General features: G+C 67.0%; 11 protein-coding genes, 2 tRNA genes and 2 pseudogenes. 9 read left to right on the top strand and 6 right to left on the bottom strand.

Annotation, left to right across the window (positions count from 1 at the left end; all coding sequences use genetic code 11):
• Positions 1 to 77: 77 nt before the first annotated feature.
• Complete coding sequence (locus I4Q42_RS22570; protein WP_110121666.1) at positions 78 to 509, bottom strand: acyl-CoA thioesterase; 432 nt, start codon at positions 507 to 509, stop codon at positions 78 to 80.
• A 16-nt stretch (positions 510 to 525) separates the two neighbouring features.
• The gene (locus tag I4Q42_RS22565) at positions 526 to 816 is read right to left on the bottom strand and encodes a zinc-finger domain-containing protein (protein ID WP_198578346.1); all 291 of its coding nucleotides are present in this window, start codon (positions 814 to 816) and stop codon (positions 526 to 528) included.
• 150 nt (positions 817 to 966) lie between these two features.
• Between I4Q42_RS22565 and I4Q42_RS22560 the strand changes: the two genes are divergently transcribed.
• A complete protein-coding gene (locus I4Q42_RS22560) occupies positions 967 to 1,929 on the top strand; it encodes an ABC transporter ATP-binding protein (protein WP_198578345.1) in 963 nt (320 codons plus the stop codon).
• Positions 1,930 to 2,152: 223 nt separating this feature from the next.
• Here the strand turns inward: I4Q42_RS22560 and I4Q42_RS22555 are convergent, their stop codons facing one another.
• The gene (locus I4Q42_RS22555) at positions 2,153 to 3,055 is read right to left on the bottom strand and encodes a 5'-methylthioadenosine/S-adenosylhomocysteine nucleosidase (RefSeq protein ID WP_198578344.1); all 903 of its coding nucleotides are present in this window, start codon (positions 3,053 to 3,055) and stop codon (positions 2,153 to 2,155) included.
• Positions 3,056 to 3,191: 136 nt separating this feature from the next.
• On the opposite strand from I4Q42_RS22555, the gene I4Q42_RS22550 reads away from it, so the two are divergent.
• The 4 genes from I4Q42_RS22550 to I4Q42_RS22535 all read left to right on the top strand — a co-directional run bounded on the left by I4Q42_RS22550 (position 3,192) and on the right by I4Q42_RS22535 (position 5,799).
• The gene (locus tag I4Q42_RS22550; protein WP_198578343.1) at positions 3,192 to 4,250 is read left to right on the top strand and encodes a purine nucleoside permease; all 1,059 of its coding nucleotides are present in this window, start codon (positions 3,192 to 3,194) and stop codon (positions 4,248 to 4,250) included.
• Positions 4,251 to 4,253: 3 nt separating this feature from the next.
• Positions 4,254 to 5,570 (top strand): NCS2 family permease, encoded by a 1,317-nt coding sequence (locus I4Q42_RS22545; protein WP_198578342.1) that lies wholly within the window; start codon positions 4,254 to 4,256, stop codon positions 5,568 to 5,570.
• A gap of 58 nt (positions 5,571 to 5,628) precedes the next feature.
• Positions 5,629 to 5,705: transfer RNA gene (locus tag I4Q42_RS22540), tRNA-Arg, on the top strand.
• 17 nt (positions 5,706 to 5,722) lie between these two features.
• Positions 5,723 to 5,799: transfer RNA gene (locus I4Q42_RS22535), tRNA-Arg, on the top strand.
• A gap of 267 nt (positions 5,800 to 6,066) precedes the next feature.
• Here I4Q42_RS22535 and I4Q42_RS22530 read toward each other — a convergent pair.
• The 3 genes from I4Q42_RS22530 to I4Q42_RS22520 all read right to left on the bottom strand — a co-directional run bounded on the left by I4Q42_RS22530 (position 6,067) and on the right by I4Q42_RS22520 (position 8,049).
• Positions 6,067 to 6,399: a helix-turn-helix transcriptional regulator gene (locus tag I4Q42_RS22530; RefSeq protein ID WP_198578341.1), complete on the bottom strand. Its 333-nt coding sequence runs from the start codon at positions 6,397 to 6,399 to the stop codon at positions 6,067 to 6,069.
• A complete protein-coding gene (locus I4Q42_RS22525) occupies positions 6,396 to 6,728 on the bottom strand; it encodes a hypothetical protein (protein WP_198578340.1) in 333 nt (110 codons plus the stop codon). Before I4Q42_RS22525 ends, I4Q42_RS22530 begins: the two co-directional genes overlap by 4 nt.
• Positions 6,729 to 6,990: 262 nt before the next feature.
• Positions 6,991 to 8,049 carry an AAA family ATPase gene (locus I4Q42_RS22520; RefSeq protein WP_198578339.1) on the bottom strand — a complete coding sequence of 353 codons (1,059 nt, stop codon included), beginning with the start codon at positions 8,047 to 8,049 and terminating at the stop codon, positions 6,991 to 6,993.
• A 311-nt stretch (positions 8,050 to 8,360) separates the two neighbouring features.
• Here I4Q42_RS22520 and I4Q42_RS22515 point away from each other — a divergent pair, with 311 nt between their 5' ends.
• The 4 genes and pseudogenes from I4Q42_RS22515 to I4Q42_RS22500 all read left to right on the top strand — a co-directional run.
• Entirely contained in the window at positions 8,361 to 10,196 is a 1,836-nt protein-coding gene (locus I4Q42_RS22515; protein ID WP_198578338.1) for a type I restriction-modification system subunit M, read from the top strand.
• Between the two features lie 458 nt (positions 10,197 to 10,654).
• Positions 10,655 to 10,912: pseudogene (locus I4Q42_RS26690) on the top strand (restriction endonuclease subunit S); the annotation flags it as partial.
• A gap of 575 nt (positions 10,913 to 11,487) precedes the next feature.
• Entirely contained in the window at positions 11,488 to 12,024 is a 537-nt protein-coding gene (locus I4Q42_RS22505; RefSeq protein WP_198578336.1) for a hypothetical protein, read from the top strand.
• Positions 12,021 to 14,858: pseudogene (locus tag I4Q42_RS22500) on the top strand (type I restriction endonuclease subunit R); the annotation flags it as partial. The gene I4Q42_RS22505 and the pseudogene I4Q42_RS22500, both read left to right, overlap by 4 nt.
• Positions 14,859 to 15,099 lie beyond the last annotated feature (241 nt).

Here is a 15,099-nt window from a genome sequence, read left to right as displayed (position 1 = left end):
GGCTGCTGACGCGCCGCGATCACTTCCCCCTCAGTCGGCTTCGCCGACAGCTCCCCCTTCAGGGGGAGCGTCTTGAACTAAGGCAAAGGCCGCGGCTTGCGGTCCTCGCCGATGGCGACGAAGGTGAACACGCCCTGGGTCACCTTGTGGGCCTTTTCGCCGTCGCGGCGGCGGCGCCAGGCTTCGACCTCGACCTTCAGCGAGGTGCGGCCCGTATGGACGATGCGGGCGAACAGGCTGACCTCGTCGCCGACGAACACCGGGCTGATGAACACCATGCCATCGACGGCGATGGTGGCGCAGCGGCCGGCGGCGCGGTGGAAGGCGATCGAGGCCGCCGCGAGGTCCATCTGCGACAGCAGCCAGCCGCCGAAGATGTCGCCTTCGGGGTTGGTGTCGGACGGCATGGCGATGGCGCGCAGGACCGGCGGGTCGTGCGGCCACTCGGCCGCCTCCCAGGCCTGGGCGAGGGTCTCGGCACGCGGGCCGGAGAGCGAGGAGTCGTCCATCTTGGCTTGGGCGACCTTAGTGGCCGCCGCCGCCTTCGTAGACGCCGGGGGCGAGCTGCTCGTCCTCGTCATGGCCGGCATGGGTGTCGGCGATGAAGCGGCGGTCGCAATAGGGGCAGTCGACCGAACCGGCCGCGCCCATCTCCAGCCACACGCGCGGATGGCCCAGAGCGCCGCCGACGCCGTCGCAGGCGATGCGGTGCGAATGGACGTGGACGATCTCGGGGGCCGGGCCGGCGCCGACCTGGACGACGCTCACGTCCATGGCGGTGGGGGCGGTCGGAGCTTCGGACTTGGCCTTGGCCATGGCAGTAACCTTCGAATTCTGAGCGCGGCCTTGGCTAGGCGGCGAACGAGGCATACCTATGCGACGCGTCGGCGCCGCGTCAATTCGGGCAAGGCGCCACGCCCCTGTTTTCAAAGCCTTCGGCCCGTCTGGGCCCCGATTGGACGCTTCATGGACCTGCCTGCCTACGCGATCGAAGCCGAGGGCCTGTTCAAGACCTATCCCGCCACCAAGACCGCGCCGGAAAAGCGGGCGCTGAACGGCATCGACCTGAAGGTGCCGCGCGGCTCGATCTTCGGACTCCTGGGTCCCAACGGGGCGGGCAAGTCGACCTTCATCAACATCCTGGCCGGCCTGACCCGCAAGTCGTCGGGCACGGTGAAGATCTGGGGCCGCGACATCGACGAGCGGCCGCGCGACGCCCGCGCCGCCATCGGCGTGGTGCCCCAGGAGCTGGCCGCCGACGTCTTCTTCACCCCGCGCGAGTCGCTGGAGGTGCAGGCCGGCTATTACGGCGTGCCCAAGAACGAGCGCCGCACGGACGAGCTGCTCAACGCCCTGGGCCTGGGCGACAAGGCCAACGCCTATGTCCGCCAGCTGTCGGGCGGCATGAAGCGCCGGCTGATGGTGGCCAAGGCCATGGTCCACCAGCCGCCGGTGCTGATCCTCGACGAGCCGACTGCCGGCGTCGATGTCGAGCTGCGCCGCCAGCTGTGGGAATATGTGAAGGGCCTGCACGAGCTGGGCGTGACCATCGTGCTGACCACCCACTATCTGGAAGAGGCCCAGGAGCTGTGCGACCAGATCGCCATCGTCAACCGCGGCGAGGTGGTGGTCTGCGAGCCGACCCCGACCCTGCTGGGCCGGATGGACATCCGCAACGTGGTGGTGACGCCGGAGAGCCCGCTGTCGATTCCCCCGGTGCTGGAAGGCTTCGACACCAAGGGCCGCGCGGGCGGGGCCTTCTCGGTGAGCTATCGCACCGGCCAGTCGAGCGTCGAGCATGTGCTGGCGGCGGTGCGCGGGGCGGGCGTGTCGATCAAGGACATCGCGACCGAGGATCCGGACCTGGAGGACGTGTTCGTGTCGCTGACCTACGGCGATCCGAACGCGAAGGATCCGCTGAAGACGTGAGTTAGGCAGAGACGGCCCAAGGAAAACCTCTCCCATGGGGAGAGGGAGGGGCCCGCGCCGAAGGCGTGGGAGGGTGAGGGGGTACACCATTGGCGGTCCCATCACCCTTTGACCCTACCCTGTCCGGAAAGTCTGAAACCCCTCACCCTCCCAGGCTGTCGCCTGGGCCCCTCCCTCTCCCTCTGGGAGAGGTGATTTTGGGCTGGGAGAGGTCTGCCCAATCTCAGGGCAAAGCCCTGACAAACGCCCGCACCACCGTCGCCGAATTGTCCGCCGCCAGCCGCAGGAACACCGGGAACTGGTTGGTCGCCGGATCGCCGCCGGCCAGGTCCGACAGGCTGCGGAAGGCGATGAACGGGGTCTTGTTCACGTAGGCCACCTGGGCCACGGCGGCGCTTTCCATGTCGAGCACCCGAGCGCCGAAGGTCTTGTGGGCGTAGTCGCGGAAGGCGGCGTTATCGACGAACACCGGGCCCGAGCCGCCGGCCCCGCCGACCACCACCTTGGGCGGCTTGGTCAGGCACTGGCCGGCGGCGCAGCGCTTCAGCGCAAGGCCCTCGACGCTCTTGCGGGCCTGGGCGATAAGGTCCGGATCGGCGGCGAAGGACAGCCTGTCCTCGGTCTTGGCCGGGTCCTGGTTCACCGTCACGGCGCGCGGATGCATCATGCCGAAATTGGGCAGGTCGCTGACCAGGCCGGGCGTCGGCGCGAAGCCGCCCGGGACCTCGCGGGCATAGGCCATTTCCGAGGTCTGGGCCCAGGTCTCCGGCGCCACCACGTCGCCGACCTCCAGCGCGGGATCGGCCCCGCCAGCCACGCCGGAGAACACGATGCGAGTGACGTGGAAGCGGTCGAGCGCGGCCTGGGTGGTCATGGCCGCATTGACCATGCTGATCCCCGACAGGAACAGCACCACCGGCTTGCCCTCCAGCGTGCCGGTCACATAGCGCGCGCCAGCCGCGACGTGTTCGGTCTTACCCGAGGTCGCCGCCTCCAGCGCCGCCATCTCCGGCGGGAAGGCGCTGACCACGGCCGTGCGCGGCGCGGCGTCCAGGCGCTCGGCGGCGGCCGCGGCGATCGGCGCGGCGAAGGCGGCGCAGGCGAGGACGGTCAGGGCGATACGCATGGGGGAAGGCTTCCGATGGTCGATTCGGCGGCACCCTAGCCTTGCGTGCGCCCGCGCAGAAAGGCCGGAAGGCCACACTGTTGCATCGACTCCCGCAAGCGACGACTTTCGCGCCGTTTTCAGGAGCGGGGCGGTCATGCGGGCTTGGATTATAAGAACATTGGTCGCCTTGGCGGTGCTGTTGGGCGCGGCGGCGCCGGTGTTGGCCCAAGCGGCGAGCAGGCCCATCCCGATCAAGGTCGTGGTCGTCACCACCTTCGAGATCGGCGCCGACACCGGCGACATCGCCGGCGAGTTCCAGCCCTGGGTCGAGGGCTGGCCGCTGAAGCGCGAGATCCGCGTGCCGGGCGTCCGCCACCTCGCCCGCTATTCCGACGACGGGGTGCTGGCCATCGTCAGCGACATGCGCGGCAGGACGCGGGAAAGCGTCGCGGCCCTGATCCTGTCGGACCAGTTCGACCTCTCCCACGCCTACTGGATCGTCAGCGGCATCGCCGGGGTCGATCCGGCCGCCGCCTCGGTCGGCAGCGCCGCCTGGGCTCGCTACGTCGTCGACGCCGACCCGATCTACGAGGTCGACGACCGCGAGATCCCGGCCGACTGGCCCTACGGCCTCTATTCCAACGACGCCGACCGCCCGAACGTGAAGGGCAAGGCCGAGGGCTCCAGCGCCATGGTCTGGACGCTTGATCGCGGCCTGGTCGACTGGGCCTACGCCCTGACCAAGGACGTCGTCCTGCCCGACAACGCCGACCTGAAGGCCCTGCGCGCCGGCTATGCCGGCGAACCCCAGGGCCAGCGCCCGCCCTTCGTGCTGCAAGGCGACGCCCTGGGCACGGTGCGCTTCTGGCACGGCACGCACCGCACCCAGTGGGCCCGCGATTGGGTCAAGCTCTGGACCGACGGCGCGGGGACCTTCACCATGACCGACTGCGAAGACCAGGGGATCCTCGACGTGCTCGACGCCCATGCCGACAGCGGCCGCATCGACCGGCGCCGGGTGCTGGTGCTGCGCACCGCCAGCAACTACACGCGCCCGCCGCTGGGCCAGCCGACCTTCCCGCGCGTGCTGCACGACGACGGGGCCAAGGCCGCCTTCGAAGCCGAATTCCGCGTCGGGGGCGTCGTCGCCCGCGACCTCGTCAAGACCTGGGACCGCTACGCGCGGACCCTTCCCACGGCCGGAGGCCGATAAGCCATGCTCGAACGTCTCTTCCACCTGAAGGCCCAGGGCACCAACGTCCGCACCGAAGTGCTGGCCGGCCTGACCACCTTCATGACCATGGCCTATATCGTCGTGGTCAATCCGGCGATCCTGGGCGAGGCCGGCATGCCGGTCGCCGCCGTCGCCGCCGCCACCTGCCTGGCCGCCGGCCTCGGCTCGATCCTGATGGGCCTGATCGCCAACTACCCGCTGGCCCTGGCGCCGGGCATGGGGCTCAACGCCTATTTCACCTACACCGTCGTCAAGGGCATGGGCGTGCCGTGGGAGACCGCGCTTGGCTGCGTCTTCCTGTCGGGCGTGGCCTTCCTGATCCTGACCGTGGCCGGCATTCGCCAGATGATCGTGGCGGCCATCCCCCGGCCGCTGTTCTCGGCCGTCGCCGCGGGCGTCGGTCTCTTCATCGCCTTCATCGGCCTGAAGGACGCCGGCGTCATCGTCACCAACCCGGCCACCGCCGTGGCCCTGGGCGACCTGACCACCCCGACGGCGGCCCTGGCCCTGATCGGCCTCGTCGTCATCGCCGCCCTGCAGGCCTGGCGGGTCAAGGGCGCGATCCTGATCGGCGTGCTGCTGGCCGCGATCGCCGGCTGGCTGCTGGGCCTGTCGAAGTTCACCCCCGGCGCCTACAGCCTGACCGACCTGTCGGCCACCTTCCTGAAGATGGACATCCCCGCCGCCCTTCACCTGCAAGGCGGCATGGGCCTGGCCTTGCTCGAGATCATCTTCGTCTTCCTGTTCGTCGACCTGTTCGACAATGTCGGCACCCTGGTCGCCGTCACCAAGAAGGCCGGCCTCGTCCAAGAGGATGGCACGATCCCGCGCCTCAACCGCATCCTCACCGCCGACTCCGCCGCCACCATGATCGGCGCGGCGGCCGGCACCAGCACGGTGTGCAGCTATATCGAGAGCGCCTCGGGCGTCACCGCCGGCGGCCGCACCGGCCTGACGGCCGTGGTGGTCGGGATCCTGTTCCTGATCACCCTGTTCTTCGCCCCGCTCGTGCAGGCCATCCCCGCCGCCGCCACGGCCCCGGCCCTGATCCTGGTCGGCGCCCTGATGATCGGCTCGCTGGCCGAGGTCGACTGGAACGACCCCACCGTCGCCATCCCCGCCTTCCTGACGGTGATCACCATTCCGCTGACCTTCTCGATCGCCAACGGCCTGGCGTTCGGCATCACCAGCTACGCGATCCTCAAGGCCGTGACCGGCAAGTTGGCCCGCCGCGACTGGCTGCTGGTGGTGCTGGCGGTCCTGTTCGTCCTGCGCTTCGTCTATCTGGCGAAAGGCTGACCAAAACCCTTTGCGCAGGCGCGGCTTTCGGCTAAGACCGCGCTTCCGCAAGGCGGATGCACCCGTAGCTCAGCTGGATAGAGCGTTGCCCTCCGAAGGCAAAGGTCACACGTTCGAATCGTGTCGGGTGCGCCAGTCTTTCGCCGAAATGCGCGCCCGTAGCTCAGCTGGATAGAGCATCAGACTACGAATCTGAGGGTCGGACGTTCGAATCGTTCCGGGCGCGCCATACATTTCAATGACTTAGCGGATTTTCCCAGGTGCACGGCCAAGGCTGTGGTGCTGTGGTGGTGCCGCGTGCATCTAATTGGCCGCCGATGGGGCGCGCCGCCTCTTCTGGTGCCGCCCACAAAAAACGCAGGGCTCCGCCTTTTGGGCCGAGGGGTGCACGGGGGGAACCGCGTCGGCGGCAGCCACGATATGCCGCTTCGGATACCTGACCCAAAAACGATCCGACCTCGGGACCGCCGCGTTCTGCGACGGCCCCTTGGCGAAGTCAGGCCGCCAGCAGGACGCGGGCCTTGGCGGTGTGCGGCGCGGTTCGGCTGTCGAGCCATGCCTTGAGATCGGCCGGCCTGTAGCGGACGGCGTTGCGCGACAGCGCCACGAACAGCGGTCCACCGCCTTTTCGACGGTAACCTTCCAGCGTGCGAGGCGAGATGCCCAGCAGGGCAGCGGCCTGGTCTGTCGTCAGCAGAGCATCCCCGGTGGACGGATCGAGCAACTGGCCGGGGACGGGCGCAAGCTTGGTGGTGCTCGGCCGCGAGCGCATCGGCAGGACGTTGCCGCCGAAGGCGACGTAGCTGGCGGGCAGCGTAGAGAAGATCAAGCCACGCCTCCCTGGGTCCGGCGGTTGGCGCTGTAGGTGCGCACGATTTTGAGGTTGTTCAGGCGCAGGTTCAGGACGTTGCCGTCGCGGTAGCGGACTTGTTCGCCCTTGCCTGCGCCGAGGAGGCCGCGCGCGAGCGTGTCCATCTGACCCTTTCGGTTGGGGCTGTAGTGGCTGACGTAGCCGTAGCGCCGCGCGCCATCCAGGCAGATGAAGAGGCTGCGGATGTCGTTGGCGGCTAGGAAGGCCGCGCCGGCTTCGCAAAGGACGGCGAACTGGCCGGGGCGGTTGCTGAGTTCGATGCGGGTGGTCGTGTTCAGGTCGTGCATGATTTGGAGAGGTCCAGACGCACGAAAGGCCCGCCGGGTGTCCGGTCGGGCCTTTCGAGATTGATGAGGAAGAGTTGGTTGCGCCGGGCGAGGGCGCGGTGGTTCAGGGCTTCATGAAGCCGCGCGTGGCGGGTCGTCGGAAACCCAAGCGGGACGGGCGGTTCACGGGTTCACGGCCTTAAAGAACAGCCTGAGACGTGAAATCACCTGTGGAGCGAGGCTGACGCCCTCGTTCCACCCCGCCAGGACCGCCACGATGGTCTCAAAGGTCGTCATGGAGGTCCGCCTCGACGTCGCCCTCGGCTTCACCAGCGGCCTTCAGCAGGGCGTCGACTTCACGCTTGGGCAGGATACCCTTGGCGTCTGCCATCTTGAACCGGCCCGAGATCCAGCCGTCGGAGGGCGGCGAGTCCTCGTTCGGCCAGAGGTGCTTCGGCAGCGCCTTGCCCGCCGCGTTGCGCGTGGCGAACTTGCCGCTGCGAACGAGGACGGCCAGGGCGTTCAAGGTCTCGTCCTGCGGGGTCTCGGCGGTCCACCGAAGGCCCTCCGGGGTTTCCTTCAGAAGAACCGAGCGGTCGCCGATGCTGGCGTCGCGAAGGCCCCGGAACTTGGTCCACTCGACATTGAACCGGGCCGAACCGGTGGGGTCGAGGGCGTCGGCCCCGGCGTCGCGGGTCAGGCCGATAATCACCTCGAACGTCGTCGCCAGCATCGAGCTGCCCCGGAAGGTCTTTCCGTTCTTGCCCGAGTGGTGGACGACGATGACACCGATCCGTGCTTGCTTGAGGCGGGCCAAAAGGCGGACGACGCGCTGGGTCTCCGCCGCGCCGTTCTCGTCGTCCAGCGTGGCGAGGGTCGACAGGTTGTCGAGGATCACCACCGCCGGGTCGTAGCTGCGGATCAGCTGGATGATCGCGTCCTGCTGCTTCTCGTCCCCGAAGTCCGGAAAGGCTGCGTCGGGGGCCTGATGGTGCCGGGCGAGGATCTTCAGGTTTGACCTGGCGGCGTCCATGTCGATGCCCCCGATGGCTCCCGAGAGGGACACGAGGCGGCCCTGCAGGTCATCCAGCGGCATCTCGCCGTCGATGATAAGGACGCGAGCTGGATGCGGCGCGCGCCAGCCGAGCAGTTCGCCGCCGCCGGCGATGGCCAGCGCCAGCGACAGGGTCAGCATGGTCTTGCCGACGCCGGGCGCGGCCCAGACGAGGACCGATTCCTGTTCGCGCAGCCAGGGCGCGAGAAGGTGACGGCGGGGCGGCATGTTGGTGTCGAGGAGGGCTCCGAGCGTGATTGTGCGGAGCGAAGTCTGGGTTGTGGGCATGGGATCTCCTGCCGCCAGGGCGTCCTGGGGGCGTATGGAAAAGCAGGGCTGCGGAGGCGCGCGCGCCATCGGCGACGGGCGGACGGGGCGGAGCCGAGATGCCTGGGCTCCTAGGATGGGCGATAAATGCGGAGAACGCCGATTGGCGAACGGTGTTCAGCGCTTCTTTCTCCTAGGGTGCGTATTAATTGACATCCTCGCCGCGCCGCCCCTCCTACGTCCGCTTCCGGCGCAGCCGGAGTTCAGTTACTAACCCGATTGCCTTGGCTTCGTTGTTGCGATGCTATCAGGCGTTGTTCGAGGGGCGTTTCATGAACCATCAGTCGTTGTCGGCCTTCATCTGGTCCGTCGCCGACCTGCTGCGCGGGGACTACAAGCAATCCGACTACGGCAAGGTCATCCTGCCGTTCACGGTGCTGCGGCGGCTGGACTGCGTGCTGGAGGCCACCAAGCCGGCGGTGCTGGAGGAACTGGCAAAGCGCGAGGCGGCGGGCGTCAATCCCGAGCCGTTCCTGCTGCGGGCCGCCAAGCAGAGCTTCTACAACACATCCAGGCTAGACATGGCCCGGCTGGTCGGCGACCCCGACCACATCGCCGCCAACCTCTATGCCTACATCCAGGCCTTCTCGCCGGCCGTGCGCGACATCTTCGAGCGCTTCGAGTTCTTCACCCAGGTCGACAAGCTGGCCAAGGCCGGGCTGCTCTACCAGGTCACAGAGAAGTTCGCCCGCATCGACCTGCACCCCGAGGCGGTCGACAACCACCAGATGGGCCTGGCGTTCGAGGAGCTGATCCGCAAGTTCGCCGAGCTGTCCAACGAGACCGCCGGGGAGCACTTCACGCCCCGCGAGGTCATCGGCCTGATGGTCTCCCTGCTGTTCGTCGAGGACGACGACGCTCTGTCCAAGCCCGGCGTGGTGCGCACCATCTACGACCCGACGGCGGGCACCGGCGGCATGCTGTCGGTCGCCGAGGAGCGCCTGACCGAGCATAACCCGGGCGCGCGGCTGACCATGTTCGGCCAGGAGTTGAACGACGAGTCCTACGCCATCTGCAAGGCCGACATGCTGATCAAGGGGCAGGACGTCGGCAACATCATCCCCGGCAACACCCTGTCCGACGACGGTCACGTAGGCCGGAAGTTCGACTACATGCTGTCCAACCCACCGTTCGGCGTGGAGTGGAAAAAGGTCGAGAAGGTCGTCCGCGCCGAGCACGAGCAGCAAGGCTTCGCCGGCCGCTTCGGCCCCGGCCTGCCGCGCGTGTCGGACGGGTCCTTGCTCTTCCTGCTGCACCTCCTGTCGAAGATGCGGCCCGCCCAGGACGGCGGCAGCCGGTTCGGCATCGTGCTCAACGGCTCACCCCTGTTCACCGGCGGGGCCGGCAGCGGCGAGAGCGAGATCCGCCGCTACCTGCTGGAGAACGATCTGGTCGAGGCCATCGTCGCCCTGCCGACCGACATGTTCTACAACACCGGCATCGCCACCTATGTCTGGATCGTCTCCAACCGCAAACCGGCGGCGCGCAAGGGTCAGCTGCAGCTGATCGACGCCAGCGGCTTCTGGAAGAAGATGCGCAAGGGCTTGGGTTCCAAGCGCAAAGAGATGGGCGAGGACCACATCGCCTTGGTCACCCAGCTGTTCGGCGACTTCGTGGAGGCCCAGATCGCCACGGTGATCGACGCCGATGGCAAGGAGACTGGCAGGATCGTGGTGCGCGCCGGGGAGGCCCCGCCCGTCGCGCCCGAGGGCGGCAAGGTCAAGCTCGCGCCGCTGTCGCGGATCTTCGCCAACGAGACCTTCGGCTACCGCACCATCACCGTCGAACGCCCGCTGCTCGACGAGACCGGCGTGCCCGTGGTCGGCCAGAAGGGCAAGAACAAGGGCAAGCCCGTCGCCGACAGCGCCCGCCGCGACACCGAGAACGTGCCGCTAACCGAGGATGTCGACGCCTACTTCGCTCGCGAGGTGCTGCCGCACGCCCCTGATGCTTGGATCGACGAGGACAAGACCAAGGCCGGTTACGAGATCCCGTTCAACCGCCACTTCTATGTCTTCGAGCCGCCGCGCGACCTCACCGAGATCGACGCCGACCTGCGCGAGGTCACCGACCGGATCAAGGCGATGATCGAGGGGCTGGCGGCATGAGCTTTCCAGCCTATGAGCACTCAAAGGACAGCGGTTGGCCATGGATCGGCGACCTGCCGAGCCATTGGGATGTGCGTCGACTGAAGACGCTCTTCAGCCGCGTGACCCGGCCCGTTGAGGACGGTGACAAGATCGTAACAGCCTTTCGTGATGGCCAGGTCACGCTCCGGGAAAATCGCCGCGAGGAGGGCTTTACGAACGCGCTGCAGGAAATCGGCTATCAAGGCGTGCGCCGTGGAGATCTGGTGATCCACGCGATGGATGGCTTCGCTGGCGCCATCGGTGTTTCCGACTCGGACGGCAAATCGACGCCCGTCTACACCGTCTGCGTTGCCGAGCCTGACGCGAGCGCGCGGTATTACGCACTTCTGCTTAGGCACATGGCGCTCAGTGGCTTCGTCGCCTCGTTGGCAAAGGGCATCCGAGAGCGTTCGACGGATTTCCGTTGGGCTGACGCGAGCGTTCTCGCCTTACCGCACCCTCCCTTGACCGAGCAGGTCGGCATCCTAGCCTTCCTCGACCGGGAGATCGCCAAGATCGACGCGCTGGTGGAGGCGCAGCGGCGACTGATCGAACTGCTGAAGGAGAAGCGGCAGGCCGTCATCTCCCACGCCGTCACCAAGGGCCTCGATCCCTCCGCCCCGATGAAGGACTCCGGCGTCGAGTGGCTCGGCCAGGTGCCGGCGCATTGGGAGGTGGTGCCTACACGTTCCTTGATTTCTTTACGCCGCGAATTGGTTGGTGAGCAGCACGGCCAGTTCGACTTGTTGTCGCTTACTCTACGTGGTGTCGTAGTTAGGGACCGCGAAAGCGGTCATGGGAAGTTTCCGGCTGAGTTTAACGCATATCAGACGGTGCGGCCGAATGACCTGGTATTTTGCCTTTTTGATATGGACGAGACCCCGAGAACGGTTGGTCTTTCCGAGCACAACGGGATGGTCACTGGCGCATACGATGTTTTTGAAGAGGCGTTGAGCAACATCGCGCCATTCATCTACTGGCTCTATTTGGCGCGAGATTTTAGGAAGCAGTTACGACCATTTTATACCGGACTAAGAAAGGTGATCCGGAAAGAGACTTTCGGTTCCATTCCCGTGGCCCTTCCGCCGAAGGACGAGCGAGAGGCAATCGTTGGTCATTTGAGAGAGCTCACGCGGAGCTTCGACGAACTGTCTGCTCAGGCCGAAGCAGTCATTGCTCTACTGCTAGAACGCCGCGCCGCTCTGATCTCCGCCGCCGTCACCGGCAAGATCGACGTGCGAGGCCTGGCGCCACAGGAAGCCGAAGCAGCATGAGCATCGAGAAAATCATCCTGGGCCTGCCGGAAAAGTCCGCCGCCGACAGGAAGGCGATGCGCGACAATGCGATACGTTTGGCCGACACCGGATCAGAGGCGCAGCGAGCCCAAGCTCAGCAGTTGCTCGCGGCGCTGGACGGACGCGAAGAAGACGAGCGCAAGACGCTGTTCGCACGCCTGAAAGACGCCCCCGTCGGTCAGCGAGTCTTGGAGGCGTTCAAGGCCGTGCCGATGACCGAGAACGAACGCAAGACCATCCAGGCCCTGCTAGACAACCCAGGCTCCACCTCGACCGAGTTGAGCCGCGCCTGTGGCCATGACAGCATGATCTGGCAGATGCACTTCGGAAACCTTTGCAAGGACCGCCAGGATCGCCTGTGGCCAGCTGAGATCGCTGAACACCGCGACGCCCCTTTCTTCAGCGGCATCCTCGCGGACATCGACGAAAAAAACCGCTTCACGATGAAGCCTGAAGTCGCCGAGGCCTTCGCCGTCCTGGGTCTGCGCGGGCGAAAGCGCGTCAGCACGTGAGCCTTCACAAGGAAATCCGCTTCGAGGATGACGTCGTCGACCACCTCGGCGCGCACGGCTGGATCTACGAGGCCGGCGCGGGGGCGCGGCATGACCGCTCGCGGGCGCTGTTCGTCGAGGATCTGGTCGCCTGGGTGCAGGACAGCCAGTCCGAGGCCTGGGAGGCCCTGAGCAAGACCCACGGCCCGGCCGCCGCCGAGGTGCTGGCCGACCGGGTGCGCAAGTCGCTCGACGACCGAGGCGTGCTGGACGTGCTGCGCGGCGGGCTGGACATGGTCGGCCTTCGTCGGCGATTGGACCTGGCGCAGTTCAAGCCGGCCATGGGCATGAACCCCGAGATCACCCGGCGCTACCAAGCCAACCGCCTGCGCGTGGCGCGGCAAGTGCGTTATTCGACCGCCAACGAAAACTGCTTTGACCTGGTGCTCTATCTGAACGGCGTGCCGGTCGCGACCGTCGAGCTGAAGACCGACTTCACCCAGAGCCTGCAGGACGCCATCGACCAATACCGTTTCGACCGCGATCCCCGGCCCAAGGGCGGCAAGGTCGAGCCGCTGCTGAACTTCCCCGGTGGGGCGCTGGTGCATTTCGCTGTCAGCAACGGCGAGGTGGCGATGACCACCAAGCTGCAGGGGCGCGACACCTTCTTCCTACCGTTCAACAAGGGCGACCACGGCGGCAAGGGTAACCCGGTCAATCCGAACGGCCACCGCACAGCCTACCTCTGGGAGCAGGTCTGGCAGCGCGACAGCTGGCTGGAGATCCTGGGCCGTTACATGGTGACCCGGCGCGACGCCAAGAAGCAGATCACCGGCGTGATCTTCCCGCGCTACCACCAGCTGGACGCCACCCGGAAACTGGCCGCCCAGGTGCTGGAGGAGGGGCCGGGCGGACGCTTCCTGATCCAGCACTCGGCCGGGTCGGGAAAGACCAACTCCATCGCCTGGGCCGCGCATCTGCTGTCGGAGTTGCACGACGCCAACGACGACAAGCTGTTCTCCAGCGTGATCGTGGTGTCGGACCGCAACGTTATCGACACCCAGCTGCAGGAAGCGTTGTTCGACTTCCAGCGCATCGCCGGCGTGGTGGCGACGATCAAGAGCGACAGCGGCTCCAAGAGCGGCCAGCTGGCCGAGGCCCTGGCGGCCGGCAAGAAGGTAATCGTCTGCACGATCCAGACCTTCCCCTTCGCCTTGAAGGAGGTGCGGGAGCGGGCGGCAACCGAGGGGCAGGCGTTCGCCGTGATCGCCGACGAGGCCCACTCCAGCCAGACCGGCGAGGCCGCCGCCAAGCTCAAGCAGATGCTCTCGGCCGAGGAGGCGGCGGAACTGGCCGACGGCGGCGAGGTCAGCAACGAGGACATCCTGGCCGCCCAGATGGCCGGCCGCGCGGCCAGCGACAAGGGCATCACCTACGTCGCCTTCACGGCCACGCCCAAGGGCAAAACGATGGAGCTGTTCGGTCGCCCGCCGCACCCCGACCGTCCTGTCGGCGACGGCAACCTGCCCGGCCCCTTCCACGTCTATTCGATGCGCCAGGCCATCGAGGAGGGCTTCATCCTCGACGTGCTGCGCAACTACACGCCCTACCAGCTGGCCTTCAAGCTGGCCCACGAGGGGCGTGACCTCGACGACAAGGAGGTCGAGCGCAGCAAGGCCAAGAAGGAGATCATGCGCTGGGTGCGCCTGCACCCGCACAACATCAGCCAGAAGGTCCAGATCGTCGTCGAGCACTACCGCGAGAACGTGCTGCCGCTGCTCGACGGCAAGGCCAAGGCCATGGTGGTGCTTGGCAGCCGCGCCGAGGCGGTGCGCTGGCAGGTGGCGATGCAGCGCTACATCAAGGAGCAGGGCTACCCGCTGGGCACGTTGGTGGCCTTCTCGGGCGAGGTGCCCGACAAGGACCTGGGCGAGGTCAGCGAGACCAGCCCCGTGTTGAACCCCGGCCTGAACGGCCGTGACATCCGCGACGCCTTCAAGGACCAGACCTTCCACCTGCTGCTGGTCGCCAACAAGTTCCAGACCGGCTTCGACCAGCCGCTGCTGTGCGGGATGTATGTCGACCGGCGGCTGGCGGGCATCCAGGCGGTGCAGACCCTCTCGCGCCTGAACCGCGCCCATCCCAGCAAGGACACCACCTACGTCCTCGACTTCGTCAACAGCTCCGAGGAGATCCTGGCGGCGTTCCGCACCTACTACGAGACGGCGGAACTGGAGAGCGCCACCGATCCGAACCTGATCTACGACTTGCGCGCCAAGCTGGACGGGGCCGGCCACTACGACGACTTCGAGGTCGAGCGGGTGGTGAAGGTCGAACTGCACCCGGTGGGGCGCCAGTCCGACCTGATTGCGGCCATCGAACCGGTGGCGAGCCGAATCGTCCACGCCTTCAACGCCGCCAAGCAGGCCTGGACGCTCGCCGAGGCCCAGGGCGACGAGCGCGCCAAGAGCGACGCCCAGGACCACATGGACGCCCTGACGCTGTTCAAGGGAGACATGGGCACGTTCGTGCGGCTCTACAGTTTCCTCAGCCAGATCCTCGACTACGGGAACACCGAGATCGAGAAGCGGGCGATCTTCTATCGCCGCCTGCTGCCGCTGCTGGAGTTCGGTCGCGAGCGCGAGGGGATCGACCTGTCGGGCGTCAAGCTTACGCACCACAGCCTGAAGGCCGAGGCCAAGCGCGACCTCCTCTATAGCGGGGGCGATGCGCCCAAGCTGCCGGGCATGTCCGACACGGGCTCGGGCAGCTTGCAGGAGAAGGACAAGGCGCGGCTGGACGAGATCATCGCCCGCGTGAACGACCTCTTCGAGGGGCAGCTCACCGACGACGACCAACTCCACTACGTCAATGGCTTCCTGAAGAGCCACATGCTGGCGTCCGAGGAGCTGCAGGAGCAGGCCAAGGCCAACACCCGGGCGCAGTTCAGCGCCTCGCCGACGCTGAAGCAGGAGCTGCTGGACGCTGTGATGGACAGCGACGAGGCCTTCACGACCATGAGCCGTCAGGTCCTGTCCTCGGAGCGCGTCCGCGAGGAACTGCTGAGAATCCTGCTCGGCCCCGTCGACCTCTACG

It is taken from the genome of Caulobacter hibisci, assembly GCF_016135805.1.
GTDB lineage: Bacteria > Pseudomonadota > Alphaproteobacteria > Caulobacterales > Caulobacteraceae > Caulobacter > Caulobacter hibisci.
The sequence above is the reverse complement of the archived record's forward strand: the minus strand, read 5'-3'. Positions and strand labels throughout refer to the sequence as shown.